At 62.1% G+C, this 21,527-nt stretch carries 20 protein-coding genes; 12 read left to right on the top strand and 8 right to left on the bottom strand.

Annotation, left to right across the window (positions count from 1 at the left end; genetic code table 11):
• Nucleotides 1-568: 568 nt before the first annotated feature.
• On the bottom strand, nt 569-1,768 hold the full coding sequence (gene tyrS / locus BMZ23_RS13115; protein ID WP_093478275.1) for a tyrosine--tRNA ligase: 1,200 nt from the start codon (nt 1,766-1,768) through the stop codon (nt 569-571).
• Between the two features lie 250 nt (nt 1,769-2,018).
• Between tyrS and BMZ23_RS13110 the strand changes: the two genes are divergently transcribed.
• On the top strand, nt 2,019-3,464 hold the full coding sequence (locus BMZ23_RS13110) for a peptidoglycan DD-metalloendopeptidase family protein (RefSeq protein ID WP_093478273.1): 1,446 nt from the start codon (nt 2,019-2,021) through the stop codon (nt 3,462-3,464).
• Nucleotides 3,464-4,576, top strand: coding sequence for an anhydro-N-acetylmuramic acid kinase (locus BMZ23_RS13105; protein WP_093478270.1), 1,113 nt, complete (start codon nt 3,464-3,466; stop codon nt 4,574-4,576). Before BMZ23_RS13110 ends, BMZ23_RS13105 begins: the two co-directional genes overlap by 1 nt.
• 6 nt (nt 4,577-4,582) lie before the next feature.
• On the opposite strand, the gene erpA is transcribed toward BMZ23_RS13105, so the two are convergent.
• The 3 genes from erpA to argC all read right to left on the bottom strand — a co-directional run bounded on the left by erpA (nt 4,583) and on the right by argC (nt 6,799).
• Nucleotides 4,583-4,936 (bottom strand): iron-sulfur cluster insertion protein ErpA, encoded by a 354-nt coding sequence (erpA, locus tag BMZ23_RS13100; RefSeq protein ID WP_093478267.1) that lies wholly within the window; start codon nt 4,934-4,936, stop codon nt 4,583-4,585.
• An 85-nt stretch (nt 4,937-5,021) separates the two neighbouring features.
• Nucleotides 5,022-5,765 (bottom strand): DUF6776 family protein, encoded by a 744-nt coding sequence (locus tag BMZ23_RS13095; protein WP_093478264.1) that lies wholly within the window; start codon nt 5,763-5,765, stop codon nt 5,022-5,024.
• Nucleotides 5,765-6,799 carry an N-acetyl-gamma-glutamyl-phosphate reductase gene (gene argC, locus BMZ23_RS13090; RefSeq protein ID WP_093478261.1) on the bottom strand — a complete coding sequence of 345 codons (1,035 nt, stop codon included), beginning with the start codon at nt 6,797-6,799 and terminating at the stop codon, nt 5,765-5,767. Before argC ends, BMZ23_RS13095 begins: the two co-directional genes overlap by 1 nt.
• Nucleotides 6,800-6,933: 134 nt before the next feature.
• On the opposite strand from argC, the gene hemJ reads away from it, so the two are divergent.
• Nucleotides 6,934-7,356 (top strand): protoporphyrinogen oxidase HemJ, encoded by a 423-nt coding sequence (gene hemJ / locus BMZ23_RS13085; protein ID WP_093478258.1) that lies wholly within the window; start codon nt 6,934-6,936, stop codon nt 7,354-7,356.
• A gap of 164 nt (nt 7,357-7,520) precedes the next feature.
• Here the strand turns inward: hemJ and BMZ23_RS13080 are convergent, their stop codons facing one another.
• Entirely contained in the window at nt 7,521-9,002 is a 1,482-nt protein-coding gene (locus BMZ23_RS13080; RefSeq protein WP_093478255.1) for an AAA family ATPase, read from the bottom strand.
• A gap of 81 nt (nt 9,003-9,083) precedes the next feature.
• On the opposite strand from BMZ23_RS13080, the gene BMZ23_RS13075 reads away from it, so the two are divergent.
• Both BMZ23_RS13075 and coq7 read left to right on the top strand, forming a co-directional pair.
• Nucleotides 9,084-9,422, top strand: a complete 339-nt coding sequence (locus BMZ23_RS13075; RefSeq protein WP_093478252.1) for a histidine triad nucleotide-binding protein — start codon at nt 9,084-9,086, stop codon at nt 9,420-9,422.
• A 13-nt stretch (nt 9,423-9,435) separates the two neighbouring features.
• On the top strand, nt 9,436-10,080 hold the full coding sequence (gene coq7, locus BMZ23_RS13070) for a 2-polyprenyl-3-methyl-6-methoxy-1,4-benzoquinone monooxygenase (RefSeq protein ID WP_093478249.1): 645 nt from the start codon (nt 9,436-9,438) through the stop codon (nt 10,078-10,080).
• 34 nt (nt 10,081-10,114) lie between these two features.
• On the opposite strand, the gene BMZ23_RS13065 is transcribed toward coq7, so the two are convergent.
• Nucleotides 10,115-10,537, bottom strand: a complete 423-nt coding sequence (locus BMZ23_RS13065) for an OsmC family protein (protein ID WP_093478246.1) — start codon at nt 10,535-10,537, stop codon at nt 10,115-10,117.
• A 213-nt stretch (nt 10,538-10,750) separates the two neighbouring features.
• Between BMZ23_RS13065 and crp the strand changes: the two genes are divergently transcribed.
• The 7 genes from crp to BMZ23_RS13025 all read left to right on the top strand — a co-directional run bounded on the left by crp (nt 10,751) and on the right by BMZ23_RS13025 (nt 16,949).
• The gene (gene crp / locus BMZ23_RS13055; RefSeq protein ID WP_093478241.1) at nt 10,751-11,395 is read left to right on the top strand and encodes a cAMP-activated global transcriptional regulator CRP; all 645 of its coding nucleotides are present in this window, start codon (nt 10,751-10,753) and stop codon (nt 11,393-11,395) included.
• 61 nt (nt 11,396-11,456) lie between these two features.
• The gene (locus tag BMZ23_RS13050; RefSeq protein ID WP_093478238.1) at nt 11,457-12,809 is read left to right on the top strand and encodes an adenosylmethionine--8-amino-7-oxononanoate transaminase; all 1,353 of its coding nucleotides are present in this window, start codon (nt 11,457-11,459) and stop codon (nt 12,807-12,809) included.
• 2 nt (nt 12,810-12,811) lie between these two features.
• Entirely contained in the window at nt 12,812-13,534 is a 723-nt protein-coding gene (locus BMZ23_RS13045) for a 16S rRNA (uracil(1498)-N(3))-methyltransferase (protein WP_093478235.1), read from the top strand.
• Between the two features lie 29 nt (nt 13,535-13,563).
• Nucleotides 13,564-14,343, top strand: coding sequence for a sulfite exporter TauE/SafE family protein (locus tag BMZ23_RS13040; protein WP_177197288.1), 780 nt, complete (start codon nt 13,564-13,566; stop codon nt 14,341-14,343).
• Between the two features lie 63 nt (nt 14,344-14,406).
• Nucleotides 14,407-14,646: an exodeoxyribonuclease VII small subunit gene (locus BMZ23_RS13035; RefSeq protein ID WP_093478232.1), complete on the top strand. Its 240-nt coding sequence runs from the start codon at nt 14,407-14,409 to the stop codon at nt 14,644-14,646.
• Nucleotides 14,643-15,530: a (2E,6E)-farnesyl diphosphate synthase gene (ispA, locus tag BMZ23_RS13030; protein WP_093478229.1), complete on the top strand. Its 888-nt coding sequence runs from the start codon at nt 14,643-14,645 to the stop codon at nt 15,528-15,530. The genes BMZ23_RS13035 and ispA overlap by 4 nt, the downstream gene beginning before the upstream one ends.
• A gap of 84 nt (nt 15,531-15,614) precedes the next feature.
• Nucleotides 15,615-16,949 (top strand): Na+/H+ antiporter NhaC family protein, encoded by a 1,335-nt coding sequence (locus BMZ23_RS13025; protein WP_093478227.1) that lies wholly within the window; start codon nt 15,615-15,617, stop codon nt 16,947-16,949.
• Nucleotides 16,950-16,955: 6 nt separating this feature from the next.
• On the opposite strand, the gene BMZ23_RS13020 is transcribed toward BMZ23_RS13025, so the two are convergent.
• Together BMZ23_RS13020 and BMZ23_RS13015 are read right to left on the bottom strand one after the other, a co-directional pair.
• Nucleotides 16,956-20,084 carry an efflux RND transporter permease subunit gene (locus BMZ23_RS13020; RefSeq protein WP_093478225.1) on the bottom strand — a complete coding sequence of 1,043 codons (3,129 nt, stop codon included), beginning with the start codon at nt 20,082-20,084 and terminating at the stop codon, nt 16,956-16,958.
• On the bottom strand, nt 20,081-21,526 hold the full coding sequence (locus BMZ23_RS13015; protein WP_093478222.1) for an efflux RND transporter periplasmic adaptor subunit: 1,446 nt from the start codon (nt 21,524-21,526) through the stop codon (nt 20,081-20,083). The genes BMZ23_RS13020 and BMZ23_RS13015 overlap by 4 nt, the downstream gene beginning before the upstream one ends.
• Nucleotide 21,527: the final 1 nt, after the last annotated feature.

Here is a 21,527-nt window from a genome sequence, read left to right as displayed (position 1 = left end):
ATGATCAAACTCTTCAGTTAAATACTGATCGGGTTTTGAGAAAACCCTAAACTTGGCTCAGTCGTACAAATAAACTCATGAATTCACAGAGTTACTTGTGTCGACTGACAATCTTGCGATCATCAATATACCCACAAGCACCCACACGAATTACTTGATTCCAGATTGTTAAAGAGCGATTCGGTTAGCGCTTTGGCTGAACCAGGCCGCGCATTTTACGCCAGCCTTACATCCTGTCAAGCGTTTATTTTCGAGAATCCGGTAACTTACACACCCTCGAAACCGCTTGTCCAACCCGCCTGGCTCAAGGCCTTTAGCGTGTCAGGGAGGCGCATTCTACAGCAGTTTTAACCGCTGTCAACACCTCGTTTTGCGCTTTGATCAACACCGCCGATCCAAGCACCTGGAGAGCATATCACCCTCCCCAGTGAGCGGCGCATTCTACACCACTCCGCTGATCCGTCAACTGCTTAAATCTAAAAAAGATTTGCAAGCCATTGATTCTAAAGCGCTTTAACAAGACGTCCCGATCAGCGAGAGGCGCATTATAGGCACCTCAAATTCTGCGTCAAGCGTTTTTCAGCCGAATCCGTGCAAACTTCTTCTTGCCTGCCTGGCATACATGCTCGCAGCCAAGCACAAAGACGAAGTCCTTACTGACAACCTGCCCATCCACCTTGACCGAACCCGCCTCAAGCAAATCACGCGCGGCAGCGGCATTCTTCGCCATGCCGGCCCGATTGAGTACCGCCGAAACCGGCAAATCAGCATCGGCCTGCAGTTCGACTTCAGGCAAATCATCAGGCAGCTCGCCATCCTGCAAACGGTTGCCAGCAGACTTGTGGGCACTGGCCGCCGCTTCCTCGCCATGGAAACGCGCCACCAGCTCTTCGGCGAGCTTGATCTTGATGTCACGCGGATTGGCGCCAGCCTCCACATCGGCACGGAACTGCTCAATCTCGTCCATGGCACGGAAAGACAGCAACTCGAAATAACGCCACATCAGACTGTCCGGCATGGACACTATCTTGTTATACATCTCGCCAGGGCGATCCTCGATACCAATATAGTTGCCCAGCGACTTGGACATCTTCTTCTCGCCATCCAGCCCCACCAGCAGCGGCATGGTAAGAATCACCTGTGGCTCCTGGCCATACTGGCGCTGCAACTCGCGTCCCATCAGCAGATTGAATTTCTGATCGGTACCGCCCAGCTCAACGTCCGCCTGCATGGCTACCGAGTCATAACCCTGCACCAGTGGATAAAGGAACTCATGGATGGCAATTGACTGGCCGCCTTTATAGCGCTTGTCAAAGTCATCACGCTCAAGCATGCGCGCTACCGTGTACTTGCCCGCCAGCTGAATCATGTCAGCCGACGTCATGCGGTCCATCCAGGTCGAGTTGAACAGCACCTCGGTTTTCGCCGGATCAAGAATTTTGAATACCTGCGCCTTGTAGGTTTCGGCATTCACCAGTACCTGTTCACGGGTCAGCGGCTGGCGCGTCACATTTTTGCCGGACGGATCGCCGATCATTCCGGTAAAATCGCCTATAAGGAACAGCACCTGATGCCCCAGCTCCTGGAACTGGCGTAGCTTGTTGATCAGCACGGTATGCCCGAGATGCAGATCCGGGGCGGTCGGGTCAAAGCCAGCCTTAATCCGCAGCGGCGTGCCACGCTCCAGCTTGGTCTTCAGCTCGCTCTCGACAAGGATTTCTTCCGCTCCGCGCCTGATCAGCGCCAACTGCTCTTCAACCGGCTTCATGACAGCTTGTACCTATTTCTGACTTGGGTAACCCGCGGCTTTCGAGAGCAAATTTGCCCTGCGCCAAGGAAAAAAGGGAACCAAACATACATCATTGACGTCGGATTACAAGTTTGTGCCCGGTGCCTGCGCAAAATGTGCACAGGCGCAAAAAACCGACGAGCAACCTGAATCAAGGGTTGCCCGCATCTGGTTTCGGTTATATTTTAACGAGTTAGTTCATTTATCAAAAAAACCTGAAGGAGCGCTTATGAGTCAGACACCGACAAAGATGCCTCGTTACCCGAAAAGTCATCTGGTAGCGGCAAGCGGCATAGCCGCAGCGCTGAGTTTCTTCTTGCTGGCAATCCCCAGCTCAGACGTTGAAGCCCACAAAACCTTCGTGCAACTAGATCTGCAGCAGGCCAGCCCGGCCGCTACCAGCTCAAGTCTGGAGCATGAATTGGATGCAGTTATTGGCGAAGTAGTCACATCTGCCGCGCTTGATTTACATCCAGCCCATAGTGACGAAACCCTGGATACGTACACTGCAGCTGGCGATAATGCTGACGCACTGACCACGTCAAATGAGTCTGAGGCCAGTACGCCGGCAGCAGAATGGATCAGTCTCACCGTTGCCAGTGGCAACACACTCTCTGTGTTGTTCAACCAGCTCGGCCTGTCTGCCAGCACCTTGCATGCCGTGATTAACAGCAGCAAGGAGGCGCGACGCTTTACGCGCCTGAATGTCGGACAAGTGCTTGAGTTCAAGCTGGATCCATCCGGCGATCTACTGGCGATCCGCACGCAGGTCAGCCAGCTTGAAAGCATTCGCCTTGATCGTCAGGCTGAGACCTACGCCTTCAGCAAGGATGTTATCGAACCGGAAGTGCAGACACGTTACGCCTACGGATCAATCAGCAGCTCCCTGTCTGCTGCAGGTGCCGAGGCGGGCATCAGCTATGGCATGGTGATCGAGCTGGCCAACATCTTTGGCTATGACATCGACTTTGCCCGGCAGATTCGTGAGGGCGACAGCTTCGAGCTTATGTTCGAGGAAAAACTGGTTGACGGACAACGCGTAGGCACCAACCCGATCATGGCTGCCCGCTTTACCAATCGCGGTAAAACCTATACGGCCATCCGCTACACCGATAAAAGCGGTGTGGCCAGCTATTACCGGGCTGACGGTGAAAGCATGCGAAAAGCCTTTATCCGCACGCCTGTCGAGTTCGCGCGCATCAGCTCGCGCTTCAATCCCAATCGCCGCCATCCGGTACTGAACAAGATCCGCGCCCATAACGGCGTCGACTATGCTGCGCCGACGGGCACGCCAATCATGGCTACGGGCGATGGAAGGGTAGTCCATGTAGGCCGCAAGGGCGGTTACGGCAATACCGTGGTCGTTTCGCATGGCCGTCAATATCAGACGCTGTACGCCCACATGAGTCGTTACGCAAAAGGTATCAGCAACGGCACTCAAGTGCGTCAGGGTCAAGTGATTGGGTATGTCGGCATGACCGGGTTGGCAACAGGGCCACACCTGCACTATGAATTTCTGGTCAATGGCAAGCATGTTGACCCGCTTGGCGTCAAACTACCTGCTTCCGATCCGATTCCGGCCAACGAAAAAACTGCCTTTATGGCTTTGAGCAATCGTCTGGTCGCCAGCATGGACTCCCAGCGCAGCACCCAACTGGCCATGCTTGACCAGTAATGCAACCTGCTGAACAGCTGCACATCGGCATAATGTCGGGGACCAGCCTCGACGGTATCGACATAGCGGTGTGCAGTTTCTCCGAGCCCCGACAGGTCCGCCTGCTCGGGGCTCTGTATATTCCGATGGATGCCCGCCTGCGCGAACAACTGCTAGCCCTGTGCAGTCCGGGTGATGATGAACTCCGGCGCAGCGCACTGGCAGGCATGGAATGGGCACGCTTAGTGGCAGACGGCATACGGCAGGTGTTGCAGCAGCTGGGCATCGATGGAAGCCGTGTTAGCAGCATTGGCAGCCACGGCCAGACCGTTCGACACCACCCGGATCTTGGCTTCAGCCTGCAAATCGGCGCACCTGCCCTGCTCGCCGAGCTGACCGGCATTGATGTGGTCAGCGACTTCCGTAGCCGCGACCTGGCGGCAGGCGGTCAAGGTGCTCCGTTGGTGCCGGCCTTTCATCAGTGGGCCTTGAGCGATCCTCTGCAGCCAATCTGCCTGGTGAATATAGGCGGCTTTGCCAACCTGACCTGTCTTCGTCCCGGCTTTGCGGTTGAGGGTTTTGATTGCGGCCCCGGCAATATATTGCTGGATGCGTGGATACAACAGCATCAGGGCATTCCGTTTGACCGGGACGGCCAGTGGGCCGCCAGCGGACACGTCAACCAGCCACTACTCAACAGCATGCTGGCGGATCCGTATTTTTCACTGAGCGGGCCACGCAGCACCGGGCGCGAATACTTCAACAGCTTATGGCTGCACCGCCAGCTTGCAGAACACGGTAGCGGCATCGCTGCTGTGGATGTTCAGGCCACGCTGCTGGAGCTTAGCGCTCGCACCATCGCAAACGCCGTGCATCAAACCGGCCTGCAACGGCAACCGGTGTACCTGTGTGGCGGCGGCACCCACAACCGTCGGCTACGCACCCGCTTGCAGGCACTTCTGCCAGAGGCATCGGTCAGTAGCAGCGCTGCACTGGGAATTGATCCAGACTGGATGGAAGCCATGGCGTTTGCCTGGCTGGCCTGGCGATTCAGCCAGCGACTGCCGGGCAATCTCCCCGAAGTCACGGGCGCACGGGGCAGCCGAATACTCGGGGCGCTCTATCCGGGCTAACGGGGCTTAAATCGAGAAAGAGGAACCGCAACCGCAGGTGGTCGACGCATTGGGGTTGCGAATAACAAAGCGGGAGCCTTCCAACCCCTCCTCGTAATCCACCTCGGAGCCGGCCAGGTATTGAAAGCTCATAGGGTCAACCAGCAAACGCACACCGTCACGCTCGACCACGGTATCGTCATCGGCCATCTCGTCATCAAAGGTGAAGCCGTACTGAAAACCTGAACAGCCTCCGCCAGTAACGAATACCCGCAGAGACAGCCGCTCGTTGCCTTCTTCCTCGATCAGTTCACGCACCTTACCTACGGCCTTGTCAGCGAAAAGCAGGGCGCTTGGCGTGAAGGTTTCAACAGTCGACATGCAGGATTCCTCAATAGCTTGTCCGGTCACATGGCATGTGCTGCCGGACGCGCATTATCTTTTTTCCGACTCTTTTGGTCAACTATTAGGGTGTTTCCGAGGATGTGCCTCCCGACTCGGCACTCGCTGGCGCTCGCCAGTCAAAACTGCGCTCAACCAGATGGCCCGTCTGGGTGCGCGCTCGCACCAGAACGCGCACAGGCTCAAAACCTTCCGGCATTCGCAGCTTTGCCTTACTGCCTTCGTCAGGCAATACCTGAAAATAACGAAACTCGAAAGCCCAGCCATCACCAGCCGCATCAACCTTGTCTGGTAGCTGAAGGGTTGCAGGCTTGCCGTTCTGCAGCCCCTCTACCAGCAACTGTACCTTGCCTGAAATGCTGTCATCTTCAGTGCCAACCCGACTGAGCATGATCCGGAAACGGAAACTGCCCGGCTCGACCCCGGATTGCTGCTCAAAAGCCTGTATTCGCAAGCCAGGCTTCACTGCATCCGGACGCAAGGCACTCTGGTAGCGTGCCAGCGTCTGCTGTTGATGGAACAACTGCTGCTCCAGATCCTGAACCATGTCACGCTGCTCATCCGCCGCCTGCTCAGCCAGCAGCAGCTCGATGCGCAGACGACGCAAACGCTGCTGCAACTGTTCAATTTCTTCAACCTGCAGACGGTTGTCCTGCACAAGCTGCTGTAACTGCTGACCCTGAAGCGCTTGCTGACGAGCGCTATAGATCCAACCTGCCGCCGTCAACAGCACCACCAGCAGCAACAGATAGCGGGTCTGGCGCCCTGACGCCCGACGCTCGCCTACCTTGCGGCGGGCACTGGTCATCAGGGCATCAACGCAGGAAAATCGAGGCCGGCAGTTTCCTCCAGGCCCAGCGCGATGTTCATGCACTGCACGGCTTGGCCGGAAGCTCCCTTGACCAGATTGTCAATCACCGAGAGCACCACCACCAGATCTCCGCCCTGCGGGCGGTGAACAGCAATGCGGCAGAGGTTGGCACCCTTGACGCTGCGGGTTTCCGGATGGCTGCCAGCCGGCAATACATCGACAAAGGGTTCATCGGCATAGCGCGCTTCGAACAGCGTCTGCAGGTCCACCGAATGATCGGCAACGGTCGCATACAGGGTCGCATGGATGCCGCGAATCATCGGCGTCAGGTGCGGCACAAAAGTCAGCCCCACCGCCTGCCCGGCAGCGCGCTGCAGGCCCTGGCGAATCTCCGGCAAGTGCCGGTGACCAGCCACCGCATAGGCCTTCATGCTTTCCGAGGCTTCGCAGAGCAGCGAGCCGACACTGGCGCCACGACCGGCGCCACTGACACCGGACTTGCAGTCGGCAATGATCCGCGACGGATCAGCCAGCCCCTGCTCCAGCAATGGCAACAAGCCCAGCTGGGTGGCGGTTGGATAGCAGCCGGGCACGGCAATCAACCGGGCGTTTCGAATTGCCTCACGATTGACCTCGGGCAGCCCGTAAACCGCCTGATCCAGCAACTGCGGAGCACCATGTGGCTGGCCGTACCAGCGCGCCCACTCCTCGGCATCCTGCAGCCGGAAATCAGCGGACAGGTCGATGATGCGGGTGCCGGTCGCCAGCAGCTCGGCGGCCATCGAATGGGCCACGCCATGCGGGGTAGCGAAGAACACCACATCGCAGGCGCCAAGCGCCTGCACATCCGGCACGCTGAAAGCCAGGTCGCGGTAGTGCCCGCGCAGGTTGGGATACATATCCGCCACCCGCACCCCCTCTTCCGAGCGGGAGGTGATCACCTCCACCCGAGCCTGCGGATGCCGCGCCAGCAGGCGGAGCAATTCGACACCGGTATAGCCGGTGCCACCTACGATGCCGATTTTGATCATGCAACCTTCCCGATCAGGATGAGCTGTCTGCAATCTGTTGATTGCGGTTAAACTGCTGCAGCCGGCAAGCCGGCGCCAATCGGGCTATATTGCCAGCCCAGCCCATCGACCTCCAGCATTCAACGGAGTTCAGCGTGTATCTGTGGATCAAGGCCTTTCATATCATTGCCGTGGTGACCTGGTTCGCCGCGCTGTTTTATCTGCCACGGCTGTTCGTCTATCACGCCATGAGTGAGGACAGGGTCAGTCAGGAGCGTTTCAAGATCATGGAGCGCAAACTCTACCGTGGCATCATGACGCCCTCGATGGTAGTCGCTGTCGGCCTGGGACTGTGGATGCTGCAGCAAATGCCGTTCTGGATGTCGCAGGGCTGGATGCACGCCAAGCTGACACTGGTGGTAGCGCTGATTGGCTATCACTTTGTCTGTGGCCACTACCTGCGCCTGTTCGCCAATGACCGCAACACCCGCGGCCATGTGTTCTATCGCTGGTTCAACGAGGCGCCGGTACTGGTGCTGATCGCCGTGGTCATTCTGGTAGTGGTCAAGCCGTTCTGAGACGCCAGGCTATCACCCCTTGAAGAACAGGTACCAGACACTGACCGAGACCAGCGCTAGCGCAATGATAAATAGCGTTGGCTTGTCGAAGCCGGGCGGGGTTTCCTGTGGATCGGACATCTGAATCTCCTGTGGTCGGTAATGCGCTGTGGATGACCCGTCGTTCAATCGGCCATGACCGCGCGACCAGCAGCCCAGTCACGCAAGGCCTGCAACCGCTCAGCCATAACCACTGAAAGTGGCGAGGTGCTGCTGATCGCCTCCTGCAGATGGGCATCGCTGACCGCCTGCTGGCGTGCCGAAGCACTGTAGATCGCCGAAACGACCGCCTGCTCGATTTCCGCACCGGCAAATCCGTGACAAGCCTGCGCCAGACCGGCCAGATCGAACTGAGACGGGTCCAGCTCACGCTGGCGCAGGTGAATGCGCAGGATTTCCTCTCGCACCCCTATGTCCGGCAAATCGACAAAGAACATCTCGTCAAGCCGGCCCTTGCGGATCAACTCCGGCGGCAACTGCTGCACCTCGTTGGCGGTCGCCACCAGGAATACCCTGCTTTTACGTTCGGCCATCCAGGTCAGCAGGGTACCAAGCAGACGGCGCGAAACACCAGTATCCGAGCCATCCTCAGCCAGCCCCTTTTCGATCTCGTCGATCCACAGCACGCAGGGCTGCATGGCATCCGCCAGCTCCAGCGCCTGACGCAGGTTCTTCTCGGTCTCGCCAATGTACTTGTTATACAGCGTGGCGAAATCCAGCCGCAGCAGAGGCAGCCCCCACAATCCGGCCACCGCCCGTGCCGCCAGACTCTTGCCGGAACCCTGCACGCCAGCCAGCAGCACGCCGCGCGGCGCATCGCGCAGGCCATCATCGAGGAAGGCCTGCTGGCGCTCGCCAAGCCAGCGCTTGAACTGCTGCAAGCCGCCAACATCGGCAAAGCGCGCAGTATCCTGCTCGAAACTCAGGGCGCCCTGCATGCCCAACAGCTCAAAACGCGCCTTGTTCAACTGCGGCAGATCGTCCTGGGTGATGGCGCCGTCATTCACGATCAGGTTGCGCGCCAGGCGCCGTGCCTCGGCATGACTGAGGCCCCGCAGGTTCTGCACCACCTGCTCCAGCGTACGGTTATCGGTGCGCACTTTCAGGCCGTTGTTGCGTGCGCTCCAGCGCGCCGCTTCCTCACGCACTATGTTGCGCAGCTGTTCGGTGGACGGCATGTTCAGCGTCAGGCGCGCCGCCAGCCGGCTCAATTCCGCCGGCAGCTTGAACTCGTGACTGAGCAGGATCAGCGTAGGCGCACGCTCAGCCTCGTCCATCGCCAGCATTTTCAGCAGACGTACCACTCTTGGCGAATCAAGAAAGGGGTGCAGATCGCAGAACACATAGAGCCCCGGCAGAGCATCGCGGCGCAATTGCGCCAACGCCTGTTCGGCAGCACACTCGGACGGATTCGCCGGCTCGGGATCATTGCCGAAGCCCAGCCGTGACATACCGTCGATCAGGTTCCAGGTATACCAGGTCAGGTTGCGGCGTACCGCCAGCATACCGACCGTTTCCAGCACCCGCTGCTCCTCCCAGCTTTCGATGACGATCAGCCGCGCCTGGGCGTCAAGCAGCACCCCAAGGTCATGCACATCGTTCTTCATCGCCAACCACTCCCTGCAAGATGCCAAATCCAGTCAGCAAGGTTACACTGCAGAACTTCGACAAGCGATGAGGTAACGTACGTGGATTGTCTGTTCTGCAAGATCGTCGAGGGCAAGATCCCGGCGAAGAAGCTCTATGAAGATGAACAGGTGGTGGCCTTCCATGACATCAACCCACAGGCCCCGGTGCATTTTTTGGTGATCCCGAAAAAACACATTGCGACACTGCAGGATGTCACCGAGGCCGACCGCGCGCTGCTTGGTCATATGCTGTTTATCGGCCAGCAGCTGGCCGTTGAACAGGGTTGCAACCAGGGTTTTCGTACCGTCTTCAACTGCAACGAACACGGCGGCCAGACGGTCTACCACATCCATTTGCACGTACTCGGCAAGCGCCAGCTGAGCTGGCCGCCGGGCTGAACCGGAGCACCCCATGACCTGCCGCCACTACAGCTTTATGGACCGCCTGCTGAGTCAGGCCGACCAGACCCTGCGCACCCTGATCCCCGGCGCGGCACAGGCGCAACGCCCGTCTCCCGCTGCGCACCTGCCGAATGTGCCGCTGGATGACGAGGAAAAACGCCATATCGCCGGGTTGATGCGCATCAACCACACCGGCGAGGTATGCGCTCAGGCGCTGTATCAGGGTCAGGCACTGACCGCCAGTCTGCCGGAAGTGCGTGAACAGATGGAGCAGGCCGCCGCCGAGGAAATCGATCATCTTGCCTGGTGCGAAGAGCGTCTGCGCGAACTGGACAGCCGTCCGAGCCTGCTCAACCCGTTGTTCTTCGCCATGTCCTACGGGATTGGCGCCACCGCTGGCGCGGTAAGCGATCGGGTCAGTCTCGGGTTTGTCGCCGCCACTGAACAGCTGGTGGAGCGCCATCTGGACGACCACCTGCAGCAACTGCCGCTGGAAGACATCAAGAGCCGGGCGATTCTGGAGCAGATGCGCGAGGACGAGATCGAGCATGGCAATCTGGCCCTTGAAGCCGGCGGCGCGGTCTTCCCGCAACCGGTGAAGGACGCCATGGTGCTGATGTCCAAGGTAATGACCAAGGCAGCCTACCGCCTGTGAGTCACGGCCGGCGCCAATGCGCCGGCCAGCACGTTCAGTCGATCTCGACGATCTGGTAGTCGTGGGTGATCTCCACCCCGGCACGCCCAAGCATGATCGAAGCCGAGCAGTACTTCTCCGCCGACAGATCCACCGCCCGCTTGACGTGGGCTTCCTTGAGCCCCTTGCCGGTGACCACGAAACGCAGGTGAATGCGGGTGAACACCTTGGGCTCGGTGTCGGCGCGCTCGGCCTCAAGCTCGGTACGCACATCACGAATGTCCTGGCGGGCCTTTTGCAGAATGCTCACCACATCATAACTGGCGCATCCGCCCAGACCGATCAGCACCGTTTCCATCGGCCGCACGCCCAGATTGCGTCCGCCCGCTTCCGGCGGCCCATCCATCACCAGGGTATGTCCACTGCCGGACTCGGCAAGGAACATGGCACCATCCACCCACTTGATCTGTGCTTTCACTGTCAGTCACCTTCGGCTGTCTGCTTCTCAAGGGCCAGAGCGATGCCGGCATCTTGGCTGCGGCTCAGGCCCCTCAACGGCTGCGCAGAATAGCACAGCCTGAAAACGCCTACTTTCTGGCCTTTGCCTGCAAAACGCCACATAATCGCCGGCAGGCTCAGAGCAGTGCCAACCGATAACAACCGGACTATAACGAAAACCAGGATCCTGCCAATGCTTTCTCCCCACCTGCCGCGCAATCTGCACAACCTCGACGCATTTCTGCGCCACTGCGAGGTGCGCAAGATTCCGGCACGCACGCCAATCATCCATGCCGGTGATCAATCGGACAGTCTCTACTACATCATCAAGGGATCGGTGACTATCCATCTGAGCGAAGAACAGGGTCGCGAGGTAATCATTGCCTACCTCAGCCGGGGTGATTTTTTTGGCGAAATGGGTCTGTTCGAACAAGGACGCAACCAGCCGGAACGCAGCGCCGGCGTCCGCAGCAAAACCGCCTGTGAAATTGCCGAGATCAGCTACACCCGCTTCCGCGAGCTGACCCAGCGCGACCCTGAGTTGATCTACGCCCTGTGGCGGCAAATGACCGAGCGCCTGCGCAATACCACCCGCAAGGTCAGCGACCTGGCCTTCCTCGATGTCACTGGCCGGGTTGCCCGCGCCCTGCTTGAGCTGTCGCGACAACCGGATGCCATGACCCACCCCGACGGCATGGTGGTTAAGATCACCCGTCAGGAAATTGCCCGTATGGTCGGCTGCTCGCGCGAAATGGTCGGTCGCGTGCTGCGTACGCTGGAAGAGCAGGACCTGATTGAGGTGCACGGTCAGCAGATGCTGGTTTTCGGCACCCGCTGAGTTGCCCGCCCGGTAGGCTCAGGTACAATCGCCGGACACTCATTTCCCGGACGAGGTATTCATGAGCCTTAACGACCAGTGGATGCAGCGTGACCTGGCCGTGCTCTGGCACCCCTGCACGCAGATGAAAGACCACGAACACATGCCGCTGATCCCGATCCAGCGCGGCGAAGGCGTGTGGCTGCATGACTTTGACGGCAATCGCTATCTGGACGCGGTCAGCTCCTGGTGGGTCAACATCTTCGGTCATGCCAACCCCTTCATCAATCAACGCGTCAAGGACCAGCTGGACAGCCTGGAGCATGTAATCCTCGGCGGCTTCAGCCATCAGCCGGTGATCGAGCTATCGGAAAAGCTGGTGGCCATGACCCCGGCACCACTGACGCGCTGCTTCTACGCCGATAACGGTTCATCCTGCATCGAAGTGGCGCTGAAGATGAGCTTCCATTACTGGCTGAACAGCGGCAAGCCGCAGAAAAAGCGCTTCGTCACCCTGAGCAACAGCTACCACGGCGAAACCCTGGCGGCACTGGCCGTCGGAGATGTCAGCCTGTACAAGGAAACCTACCAGCCGCTGCTGATGGAGGTGATTACCGTACCCTCCCCGGACTGCTACTACCGCGAGTCTGTACAGAGCTGGGAAGAACACAGCCGGGCAATGTTCGTGCACATGGAGCGCACCCTGGCCGAACACCATGAGGAAGTCGCCGCCGTCATCGTCGAGCCGCTGATCCAGTGCGCCGGCGGCATGCGCATGTACCACCCGGTTTACCTGAAACTGCTGCGCGAGGCCTGCGACCGCTACGACGTACACCTGATCCATGACGAGATCGCCGTCGGTTTTGGCCGCACCGGCACCCTGTTCGCCTGCGAACAGGCCGGCATTGCCCCGGACTTTCTGTGTCTGTCGAAGGCCCTGACTGGCGGCTACCTGCCGATGGCGGTGTGCATGACCAATGATCGCATCTATCAGGCCTTCTACGACGACTACGAAAGCATGCGTGCTTTCCTGCACTCGCACAGCTACACCGGCAACCCGCTGGCCTGTGCCGCCGCGCTGGCAACCCTGGAGCTGATCGAGAAGAACCAGGTGATCGAGGCCAACCGCGCACTGGCTGCACACATGGCCAAGGCCACCGCGCACTTCGCCGAGCACCCGCAGGTTGCCGAGGTCCGTCAGACCGGCATGGTGCTGGCGATCGAGATGGTCAAGGACAAGGCCACCCGCGAGCCCTATCCCTGGCAGGAACGCCGTGGCATCCGCGTCTACCAGCATGGCCTGAAGAATCAGGCGCTGCTGCGCCCGCTGGGCAGCGTGGTGTACTTCATGCCGCCCTATGTGATCACCCCGGAGCAGATCGACCATCTGGCCAGCGTGGCCTGGGAAGGCATCCAGCTGGCGACCCGGGACTGAGCATGCGTACCTCGCGTTTTTACTCGCCAGCGCCACTGGCCAGCGGCGAACGGGAACTGGATGGCGATCTGGCCCACTACATCGGCCGGGTACTGCGACTGGCGCCCGGCGCACCCATTCAGTTGTTCGATGGCAGCGGCCAGGAGTGGCCGGGCGAGCTGCTGGAGGCCGGCAAGCGCAGTGTGCGGGTGCGGCTGGAGGCACCGCTGGCAGGGCTGCCGGAATCACCGCTGCGGGTGCATCTGGGGCAGGTGATGTCGCGTGGCGAACGCATGGACTGGGCAATCCAGAAGGCCGTTGAGCTGGGCGTCAGCGAAATCACCCCGCTCAGCAGCGAACGTTGCGAGGTGCGCCTGCAGGGTGAGCGGGCCGACAAGCGCCAATCCCACTGGCAACAGATCGCCATCAGCGCCTGCGAGCAGTGCGGGCGCAGCCAGGTGCCGCTGGTACATGCCCCGCAGGCACTCGACAGCTGGCTGGACGGGCTACAGACCGACCTCAAGCTGGTCCTGCACCACCGCACCGAGCAGAGCCTTGCCAGCCTCGACCGCCCGGCCAGTCTGACCCTGCTGATCGGCCCGGAGGGCGGTCTCAGTCCTGCGGAAATCGCCCGTGCCGAAGCCAGCGGTTTCAAGGCGGCGCGCTTTGGCCCGCGGGTGTTGCGTACCGAAACCGCACCGGTGGTGGCGCTGAGTGTCTGCCAGCAGCTGTGGGGGGATTTTTGAACAGCCGGCGCTGTGCGGCAGGTCACTGAATGCCAATCGACCCCCTGCAACTGACACTGATCGCCCTTGGCGGCTTTGCCGGCGGCATGCTCAATGCGCTGGCCGGTGGTGGTACCTTCCTGTCGTTCCCGGCGCTGCTGGCAGCCGGGGTCAGCCCGGTCAGCGCCAATGCCACCAATGCGGTGGCGCTATGGCCGGCCAGTATCTCGAGCGCCTGGGCACTGCGCCGCGAACTGCGCCCGCTGCCCTGGCGCAATTACCTGCGCCCGCTGCTGCTGGCTGCCGCACTGGGTGGATTGCTCGGCGGGCTGCTGTTGCTGCTGACCACTGACCAGGCCTTCTACCGGCTGATCCCCTGGCTGTTGCTGCTGGCCACCCTGCTATTCACCTTGAGCCGGCCACTGGCCAACTGGCTGCAACATCACCGTCAGCCGCACAGCGCACCGCGACTGGGAGTGGCCGGCTGGTGCGGGCAGACCCTGGTGTCGGTGTATGGCGGCTTTTTCGGCGCCGGCATGGGCATTCTGATGATCGCCAGTCTGGCGATCAGCGGACGCACCCGACTGGTCGAGATCAGTGCCATCAAGAGCCTGCTGTCCTCGGTGATCTACAGTGTCGCGGCAATCACCTTTATGCTGGCCGGCGCGGTGCACTGGCCGGCACTGCTGGTGATGCTGGCCGGCACCCTGCCCGGCGGCTGGGCTGGCGGTCGACTGGCCCGGCGGCTGCCGGATGCCTGGTTGCGCGTACTTGTGATCGCGGTCGGCTGGAGTCTGACGCTGTATTACTTCGCCGACGTCTACCTTTGATTGACCCTGCCCGGCCCCTTGGGTAATGTTCAGCCGACTCCGACCCACTCCCCCGAGGTAACCATGACCCGCAAGAGCAAAGCGCCGGATTTTGAAAAGTCGCTGGCCGAACTGCAGGCCCTGGTGGAGCGGCTGGAGAGCGGCGAACTCAGCCTGGAGGACTCGCTGGGCGCCTTCGAGCAGGGCGTGGCCCTGACCCGCGACTGCCAGCAGGCGCTGAGTCAGGCCGAACAGAAGGTGCAGTTGCTGCTTGAGCGCAATGGCGAGCCGCTGGTCCAGCCCTTCGAGGGCGAGGCGCAATGAGCGACTTCGCCGGCTATCTGGGCGACTGCCAGCAGCGCATCAACACCTTTTTACTGGAACACCTGCAGCAGCGGCAGCCGCGCCTGCAACGCCTGTTCGAAGCCATGCGCTACAGCGTCACCATCGGCGGCAAGCGGGTTCGCCCGCTGCTCGCCTATGCCGCCTGCGAAGCGCTCGGCGGCAGCCGGCAACAGGCCGACGTGGCCGCCGCCGCGGTCGAACTGATTCATGCCTACTCGCTGATCCATGACGACCTGCCGGCGATGGACGATGACGACCTGCGGCGCGGCCAGCCGACCTGCCACCGCGCCTTTGACGAGGCCAGTGCGATCCTCGCCGGCGACGGCCTGCAGGCGCTGGCCTTCGACTGGCTGAGCCGCCTTGGCGACTACCCCGACAGCATCCGCCTGCAGATGATCCAACGTCTGGCCCAGGCCGCCGGCCCGCTGGGCATGGTTGGCGGTCAGGCGATTGATCTGGGCGCGGTGGGCGAGAAGATCGACCTGGACACCCTGGAAAACATGCACCGGCACAAGACCGGCGCACTGATCCGCGCCAGCGTGCAGCTCGGTGCACTGGCCAGCGGCCAGGCCTCCCCCGCGCAACTGCAGGCGCTCAGCGACTATGCCGAAGCCATCGGACTGGCCTTCCAGGTGCAGGACGACATCCTCGATATCGAAAGTGACACCAGCGTGCTCGGCAAACAGCAGGGCTCCGACCTGGCCCGCGACAAGCCGACCTACCCGGCCCTGCTCGGACTGGATGGTGCGCGCGACAAGGCCGTGCAATTACGCGACCAGGCCCTGCACAGCCTGGCCGGTTTCGATCTGCGCGCCGAACGCCTGCGCCAGCTGGCTGATTACATAGTACAACGGCGTTTCTAAGCCCTCCGAGCATCTACACTGCATAGAATCCGGCGACGCCAGCGCCGCCCTGTGCGGCTCCTCACCCGTTTTCAGGACCAACACGTGAATCATTCCGGCGATACCCAACCCACCGCCTCTGCCCTCGCCCTGCTGCCTCTGGGCCTGTTCCTCGCACTGTTTATTGGCAGCGGCCTGTATTACCAGCAGGCCGGCAGCGAGTTCGCCTTCTATCAGGTACCTGCGCCGGTGGCGATTCTGCCAGCCCTGCTACTGGCGGTATTGCTGGCGCGTGGCGCCCTGCAACAGCGTATCGACACCCTGGTACGCGGCTGCGCCGACCATACACTGGTGACCATGCTGCTGATATTCCTGCTGGCAGGCGCCTTTGCCAGCGTGGCCAAGGCCATCGGCGGCGTCGATGCCACGGTCAATCTGGGGCTGGACCTGATTCCACCCGCACTGGTATTGCCCGGCCTGTTCGTGATGACTGCCTTTATCGCCACCTCGATGGGCACCTCGATGGGCACCATTGCCGCCGTCGCGCCTATTGCCCTGGGCGTCAGCGAGGCTACCGGGCTGTCACCGGTACTCTGTACCGGCACTGTGGTTGGCGGCGCCATGTTCGGTGACAACCTGTCAATCATCTCCGACACCACCATTGCCGCCACCCGCACCCAGGGTTGCGAAATGCGTGACAAGTTCCGACTCAACCTGCTGATTGCCTTGCCCGCGGCACTGCTGACCCTTGGCTGGCTGACCTGGCAAGGCGCCGGCAGCCAGGCCGGGACCCCGGCCGACTATGACCTGTGGCTGGTGCTGCCCTACCTGACAGTACTGTTGCTGGCACTGTCAGGACTCAACGTGATGCTGGTACTGGCCTGCGGCATACTGCTGGCCGGCGGTATCGGCCTGTGGCGGGTCGAGGATTACCAGGTGGCCAACTGGGCCAAGGACATCTATGCCGGCTACGGCAGCATGCAGGAAATCTTTATCCTGTCACTACTGATCGGCGGACTGGCCGGGCTGATGAAAGCCGGTGGAGGGTTGCAGTGGATTGCCACCCAGATAGACCGTTTCAGCCGCCACAGCGACGACCCAGCCCGGCACAGGCGCAGCGGCGAGACCAGCATCGTCTCGGCGGTTGCCCTGAGCAACCTGTGCACCGCCAACAACACCGTGGCGATTCTGGTCAGCGGCGGACTGGCGCGCGACATTGCCAGCCGCTACGGGGTTGACCCGAAGCGCAGCGCCAGCCTGATGGACATCACCTCCTGCGTGGTGCAGGGGGTGATTCCCTGGGGCGCGCAACTGCTGCTGGCCGCCTCGCTGGCCGGACTGTCGCCACTGCAACTGGTCGGGGCCGTGACCTATTGCTGGCTGCTGGGTGTCGCCGCCGTGATCTCGCTGCTGCTCGGCCGACCCGGACGCACGGCCTGAGCCGCGTCAGCCACGCCGCAGCCGCCAGCGTTCCAGCAACCACCAGGCCGGCGGCAGCACCAGCATCGACAGCAAGGGCGCACTAAGCATGCCGCCGATCATAGGCGCGGCAATGCGACTCATGATCTCACTGCCACTGCCGCTGCCAAGCAGCACCGGCAGCAGGCCGATCACCAGCACCAGCACGGTCATCGCCTTGGGTCGCACACGCTGCAGGGCCCCCTCGTGGATCGCCGCGAGCAGCGCCGCTTCGGTCTGCTCGCCACGCGCCAGGCGCGCCTGCCAGGCATTGCGCAGGTACAGCAGCATGATCACCCCGAACTCGGCGGCGACTCCGGCCAGCGCGATAAAGCCGACCCCGGTGGCCACCGACTGGTTGTAGCCGAGCAGGTACAGAAACCACAGCCCGCCGGTCAGGGCGAACGGCAGAGTGGCCATGATCAACAGCGCCTCGCCAACCCGACCAAAGGTCAGGTAGAGCAGCACGAAAATAATCGCCAGAGTCGCCGGCACCACCAGCAGCAGGCGCTGGTTAGCCCGCTGCAGGAACTCGAACTGCCCCGAATAGCTCAGGCTCATGCCGGCATCCAGCACCACCCCGGCACTGACACGCTGCTGAAGTTCCTGCACCAGCGAGGCCATATCGCGCCCGCGGGCATCGATATAGACCCAACCGGAGGGCCGGGCATTCTCGCTGCGCAGCATTGGCGGGCCTTCGCTGACAGCGACGCGGGCGATACTGCCAAGGGTGATCTGTGCCCCTCCGGGAGTGAGGATCGGCAGCTCACGCAACGCCTGCGGCGAGTCGCGCCAGTCACGCGCATAGCGCAGGTTGATCGGATAGCGCGCCAGCCCCTCGACCGTTTCACCGATGTTCATGCCACCCACTGCACCGGCCACCAGCTCCTGCACATCGGCAATGTTCAGGCCGTAGCGGGCCGCCTGGAAGCGGTCGATATCCACATCCAGATAGCGCCCGCCGGTCAGCCGCTCGGCAATTGCCGAGGTCACCCCCGGCACCTCACGCGCCACCTCGGCAATCTGCGCGGTCAGCACATCGATGCGCTGCAGGTCGCTGCCGGACAGCTTGATGCCGATCGGACTCTTGACCCCGGTGGCCAGCATGTCGATGCGGTTGCGGATCGGCGGAATCCACAGGTTCGCCAGCCCCGGCACCTGAACCGCGCGGTCCAGCTCCTCCACCAGCTTCTCCGGAGTCATGCCCGGGCGCCACTGATCACGCGGCTTGAGACGGATACTGGTCTCGAACATTTCCAGCGGTGCCGGATCGGTGGCGGTGTCCGCGCGCCCGGCCTTGCCGAACACCCGCTCGACCTCGGGCACCGTCATGATCATCCGATCGGTCTGCTGCAACAGCTCCGCGGCGCGCTGCGCCGACAGCCCTGGCAGCGCGGTCGGCATATACAGCAGGTCGCCCTCATCCAGCGGCGGCAGAAACTCGCCACCAAGGCGCTGCAATGGCCACAGGCTGGTCAGGAACACCAGCAGCGCCACCACCAGGGTTGCTCGTGGCCAGCGCAGTACAGCATTCAGCCCAGGCCGGTAGACCCAGATCAGCAGCCGGTTCAGCGGGTTCTGCTGTTCGGCACGGATACGCCCGCGCACCGCATACAGCATCAGCACCGGAATCAGCGTCACCGACAGGCCGGCCGAGGCCGCCATGGCCCAGGTCTTGGTCCAGGCCAGCGGGGCGAACAGCCGGCCCTCCTGGGCCTGCAGGGTGAACACCGGAATAAACGACAGGGTGATGATCAGCAGGCTGAAAAACAGCGCCGGCCCCACCTCGCTGGCGGCATCCAGAATCAGCTGGCGATGTTCCGCCGCGTCCGGCTGGCGCCCTGGATGCAGCTCTTGCCAGGCCTCAAGCTTCTTGTGCGCATTCTCGATCATCACCACCGCCGCATCGACCATGGCGCCGATGGCAATGGCAATGCCGCCCAGTGACATGATGTTGGCGTTGATACCCTGTGCCTGCATGATGATAAAGGACACCAGCACACCCAGCGGCAGCGCGACTATCGCCACCAGTGACGAGCGCAGGTGCCAGAGAAAAGCCAGACATACCAGCGCCACCACGATGAACTCTTCGATCAGCTTGCGGCTGAGATTCTTGATGGCACTGTCGATCAGCTCGGCGCGGTCGTAGGTGACCAGCAGTTCCACCCCGTCCGGCAGGCTGACCGCCAGCTCATCAATCCGCTGGCGCACCCGTTCGATCGCCGCCCGCGCATCACCGCCGCTGCGCAATATCACCACGCCGCCGACCACCTCGCCCTGGCCATCCAGCTCGGCAATCCCGCGGCGCATTTCCGGCCCCAGACGAATCTGTGCCACATCACCCAGCAACACCGGGGTGCTGCCGTCCAGGCGCAGTGGAATCTGGCGAAAATCCTCCAGCCCCTGCAGGTAACCACTGGCACGCACCATGTACTCGGCACCGGCCAGCTCCAGCGCACTGCCACCGGCCTCCTGATTGGCACGACCGATAGCCGCCGCCACCTGTTGCTGGGTCACCCCCAGACTGGCCATGCGCAGCGGGTCGAGCACCACCTGGTACTGCTTGCGCATGCCGCCCACGGTGGCCACCTCGGCAATTTCCGGCAGCGCCTGCAGCTCGTACTTGAGGAACCAGTCCTGCAGGCTGCGCAGCTCGGCCAGGTCATGCCGGCCGCTGCGATCGACCAGCGCATACTGGAAGATCCAGCCGACCCCGGTGGCATCCGGGCCGAGCGCCGGACTGACCCCGGCCGGCAGGCGCCCCTGCACCTGATTCAGGTATTCCAGCACCCGCGAGCGCGCCCAGTACAGGTCGGTGCCGTCCTCGAACAGCACATACAGGTAGCTGTCGCCGTACATGGAAAAACCGCGCACCGTGCTGGCACCAGGCACCGACAGCATGGTGGTGGCCAGTGGATAGGTAATCTGGTTCTCCACCACCTGCGGCGCCTGACCGGGCCAGCTGGTGCGGATGATCACCTGGGTGTCGGACAGGTCGGGCAGCGCATCCACCGGCATCCGCAGCATCGACCAGACACCCCAGACCACGCAGAACAGCGTGGCCAGCAGCACCAGCAGACGGTTGCCCAGTGACCAGCGAATCAGCGCGGCAATCATGGCTGCACCTCACGCTTGCGGATACGTACCACCGGCAGACCATCAGGCAGCTGGCGCACCCAGACACGCACCGCATCACCTTCGGCGATATCGCTCAGGTCGACCCCTGGCGCCACCTCGAACTGCATGGTCATGCCGTCCATGCCGAGGCTCTCGAAGGGGCCGTGCTCAAGCATCAGGCCGTCCTCGTCGTGGTAGATCACCATGGCATCGGCGCTGTGCAGATCCGGATCGCCGTCCTCCGCCGCCCGTGCCAGCAGGCCGCGCAGGCTGGCCTCGGAATCAATCAGGAACTGCGCCGCCGATACCACCCGCTGGCCGGCCTGCAGACCCTCAAGGATCTCCACCCGGTCACCCGCCTCACGGCCAACCAGCACCTGCTGCGGGCGGAAGCGCCCATCCGCTTCGGCCAGCAGCACCAGATCACGCCGCCCGCCACGGATCAGCGCATCGGCAGGAATCAGCAACTGCGGCTGCTCGGCCTGCCGTTGCAGCGACACCTGGGCGCTCATGCCGGGGCGCAGCAGGCCCTGCGGATTCTCCAGCACGGCGCGCACCCGTACCGTACGCGCCTGACTGTCAGCCTGCGGCAGCAGCGCCTCGATACGCGCCTGCTGCGGCGCCAGTCCCGGCAACTGCACCTGCAGCAACTGCCCGGCCTCCAGCCAGTGCGCCTGCTGCTCGGGTACCGCCACCTCCAGCCAGACCTTCTCGATACTACCGATACGCGCCAGGGTGGCATCCGCCGACAGGCTCATGCCGGCACGCAACGGCCACTCCAGCAGCACCCCGGCCTGCGGACTGCGGATCTGCCAGTGCATCTGCACCCGTCCCTCGCGGCGCACGGCATTCAGCAGCTCCTCGGGCATCCCGCTCAGACGCAAACGCTGCCAGGCCGCTGCCTGCAGCTCGGCATCCCCCAGCCGGCGCAGCGCCAGGTACTCCTCCTGGGCCGCCACCCATTCCGGCACCATCAGCGTGGCCAGCAACTGACCGGGTTGCAGCAGGTCCTCGCTGGCCAGCGGCTCGACCCGCTCAACCCAGGCCCGCGCGCGGTTCTGCAGCAGCGTCTGATGGCGCTGGTCCCAGCCGAGCACGGCACTGGCCTGGAACGCCAGCGCCAGCCGGCCGGACTCGACACTGGCCACACGCAACCCGAGATTGCGGGTAATCGACGGATCGATACGCATGCTGCTGCCGTCATCACCGGGATCGGCATAGCGCGGCACCAGATCCATGTCCATAAACGGCGAACGTCCGGGGCCATCAAAATGCTGTTGCGGGTACATCGGGTCATACCAGTAGAGAATGCGCGGCTCGCTGACCTGCTGCAGCGGCGGACTCGGGTCGCCATGCCCGGCGTGCCCGGCATGCGGATCAGCGGCCAGCACCAGGGCCGGCAGCCAGCACAGACACAGGCTGACAATGCGTGACAGTTTCATT

Source organism: Halopseudomonas yangmingensis (genome assembly GCF_900114825.1).
Lineage (GTDB): Bacteria > Pseudomonadota > Gammaproteobacteria > Pseudomonadales > Pseudomonadaceae > Halopseudomonas > Halopseudomonas yangmingensis.
The sequence above is the reverse complement of the archived record's forward strand: the minus strand, read 5'-3'. Positions and strand labels throughout refer to the sequence as shown.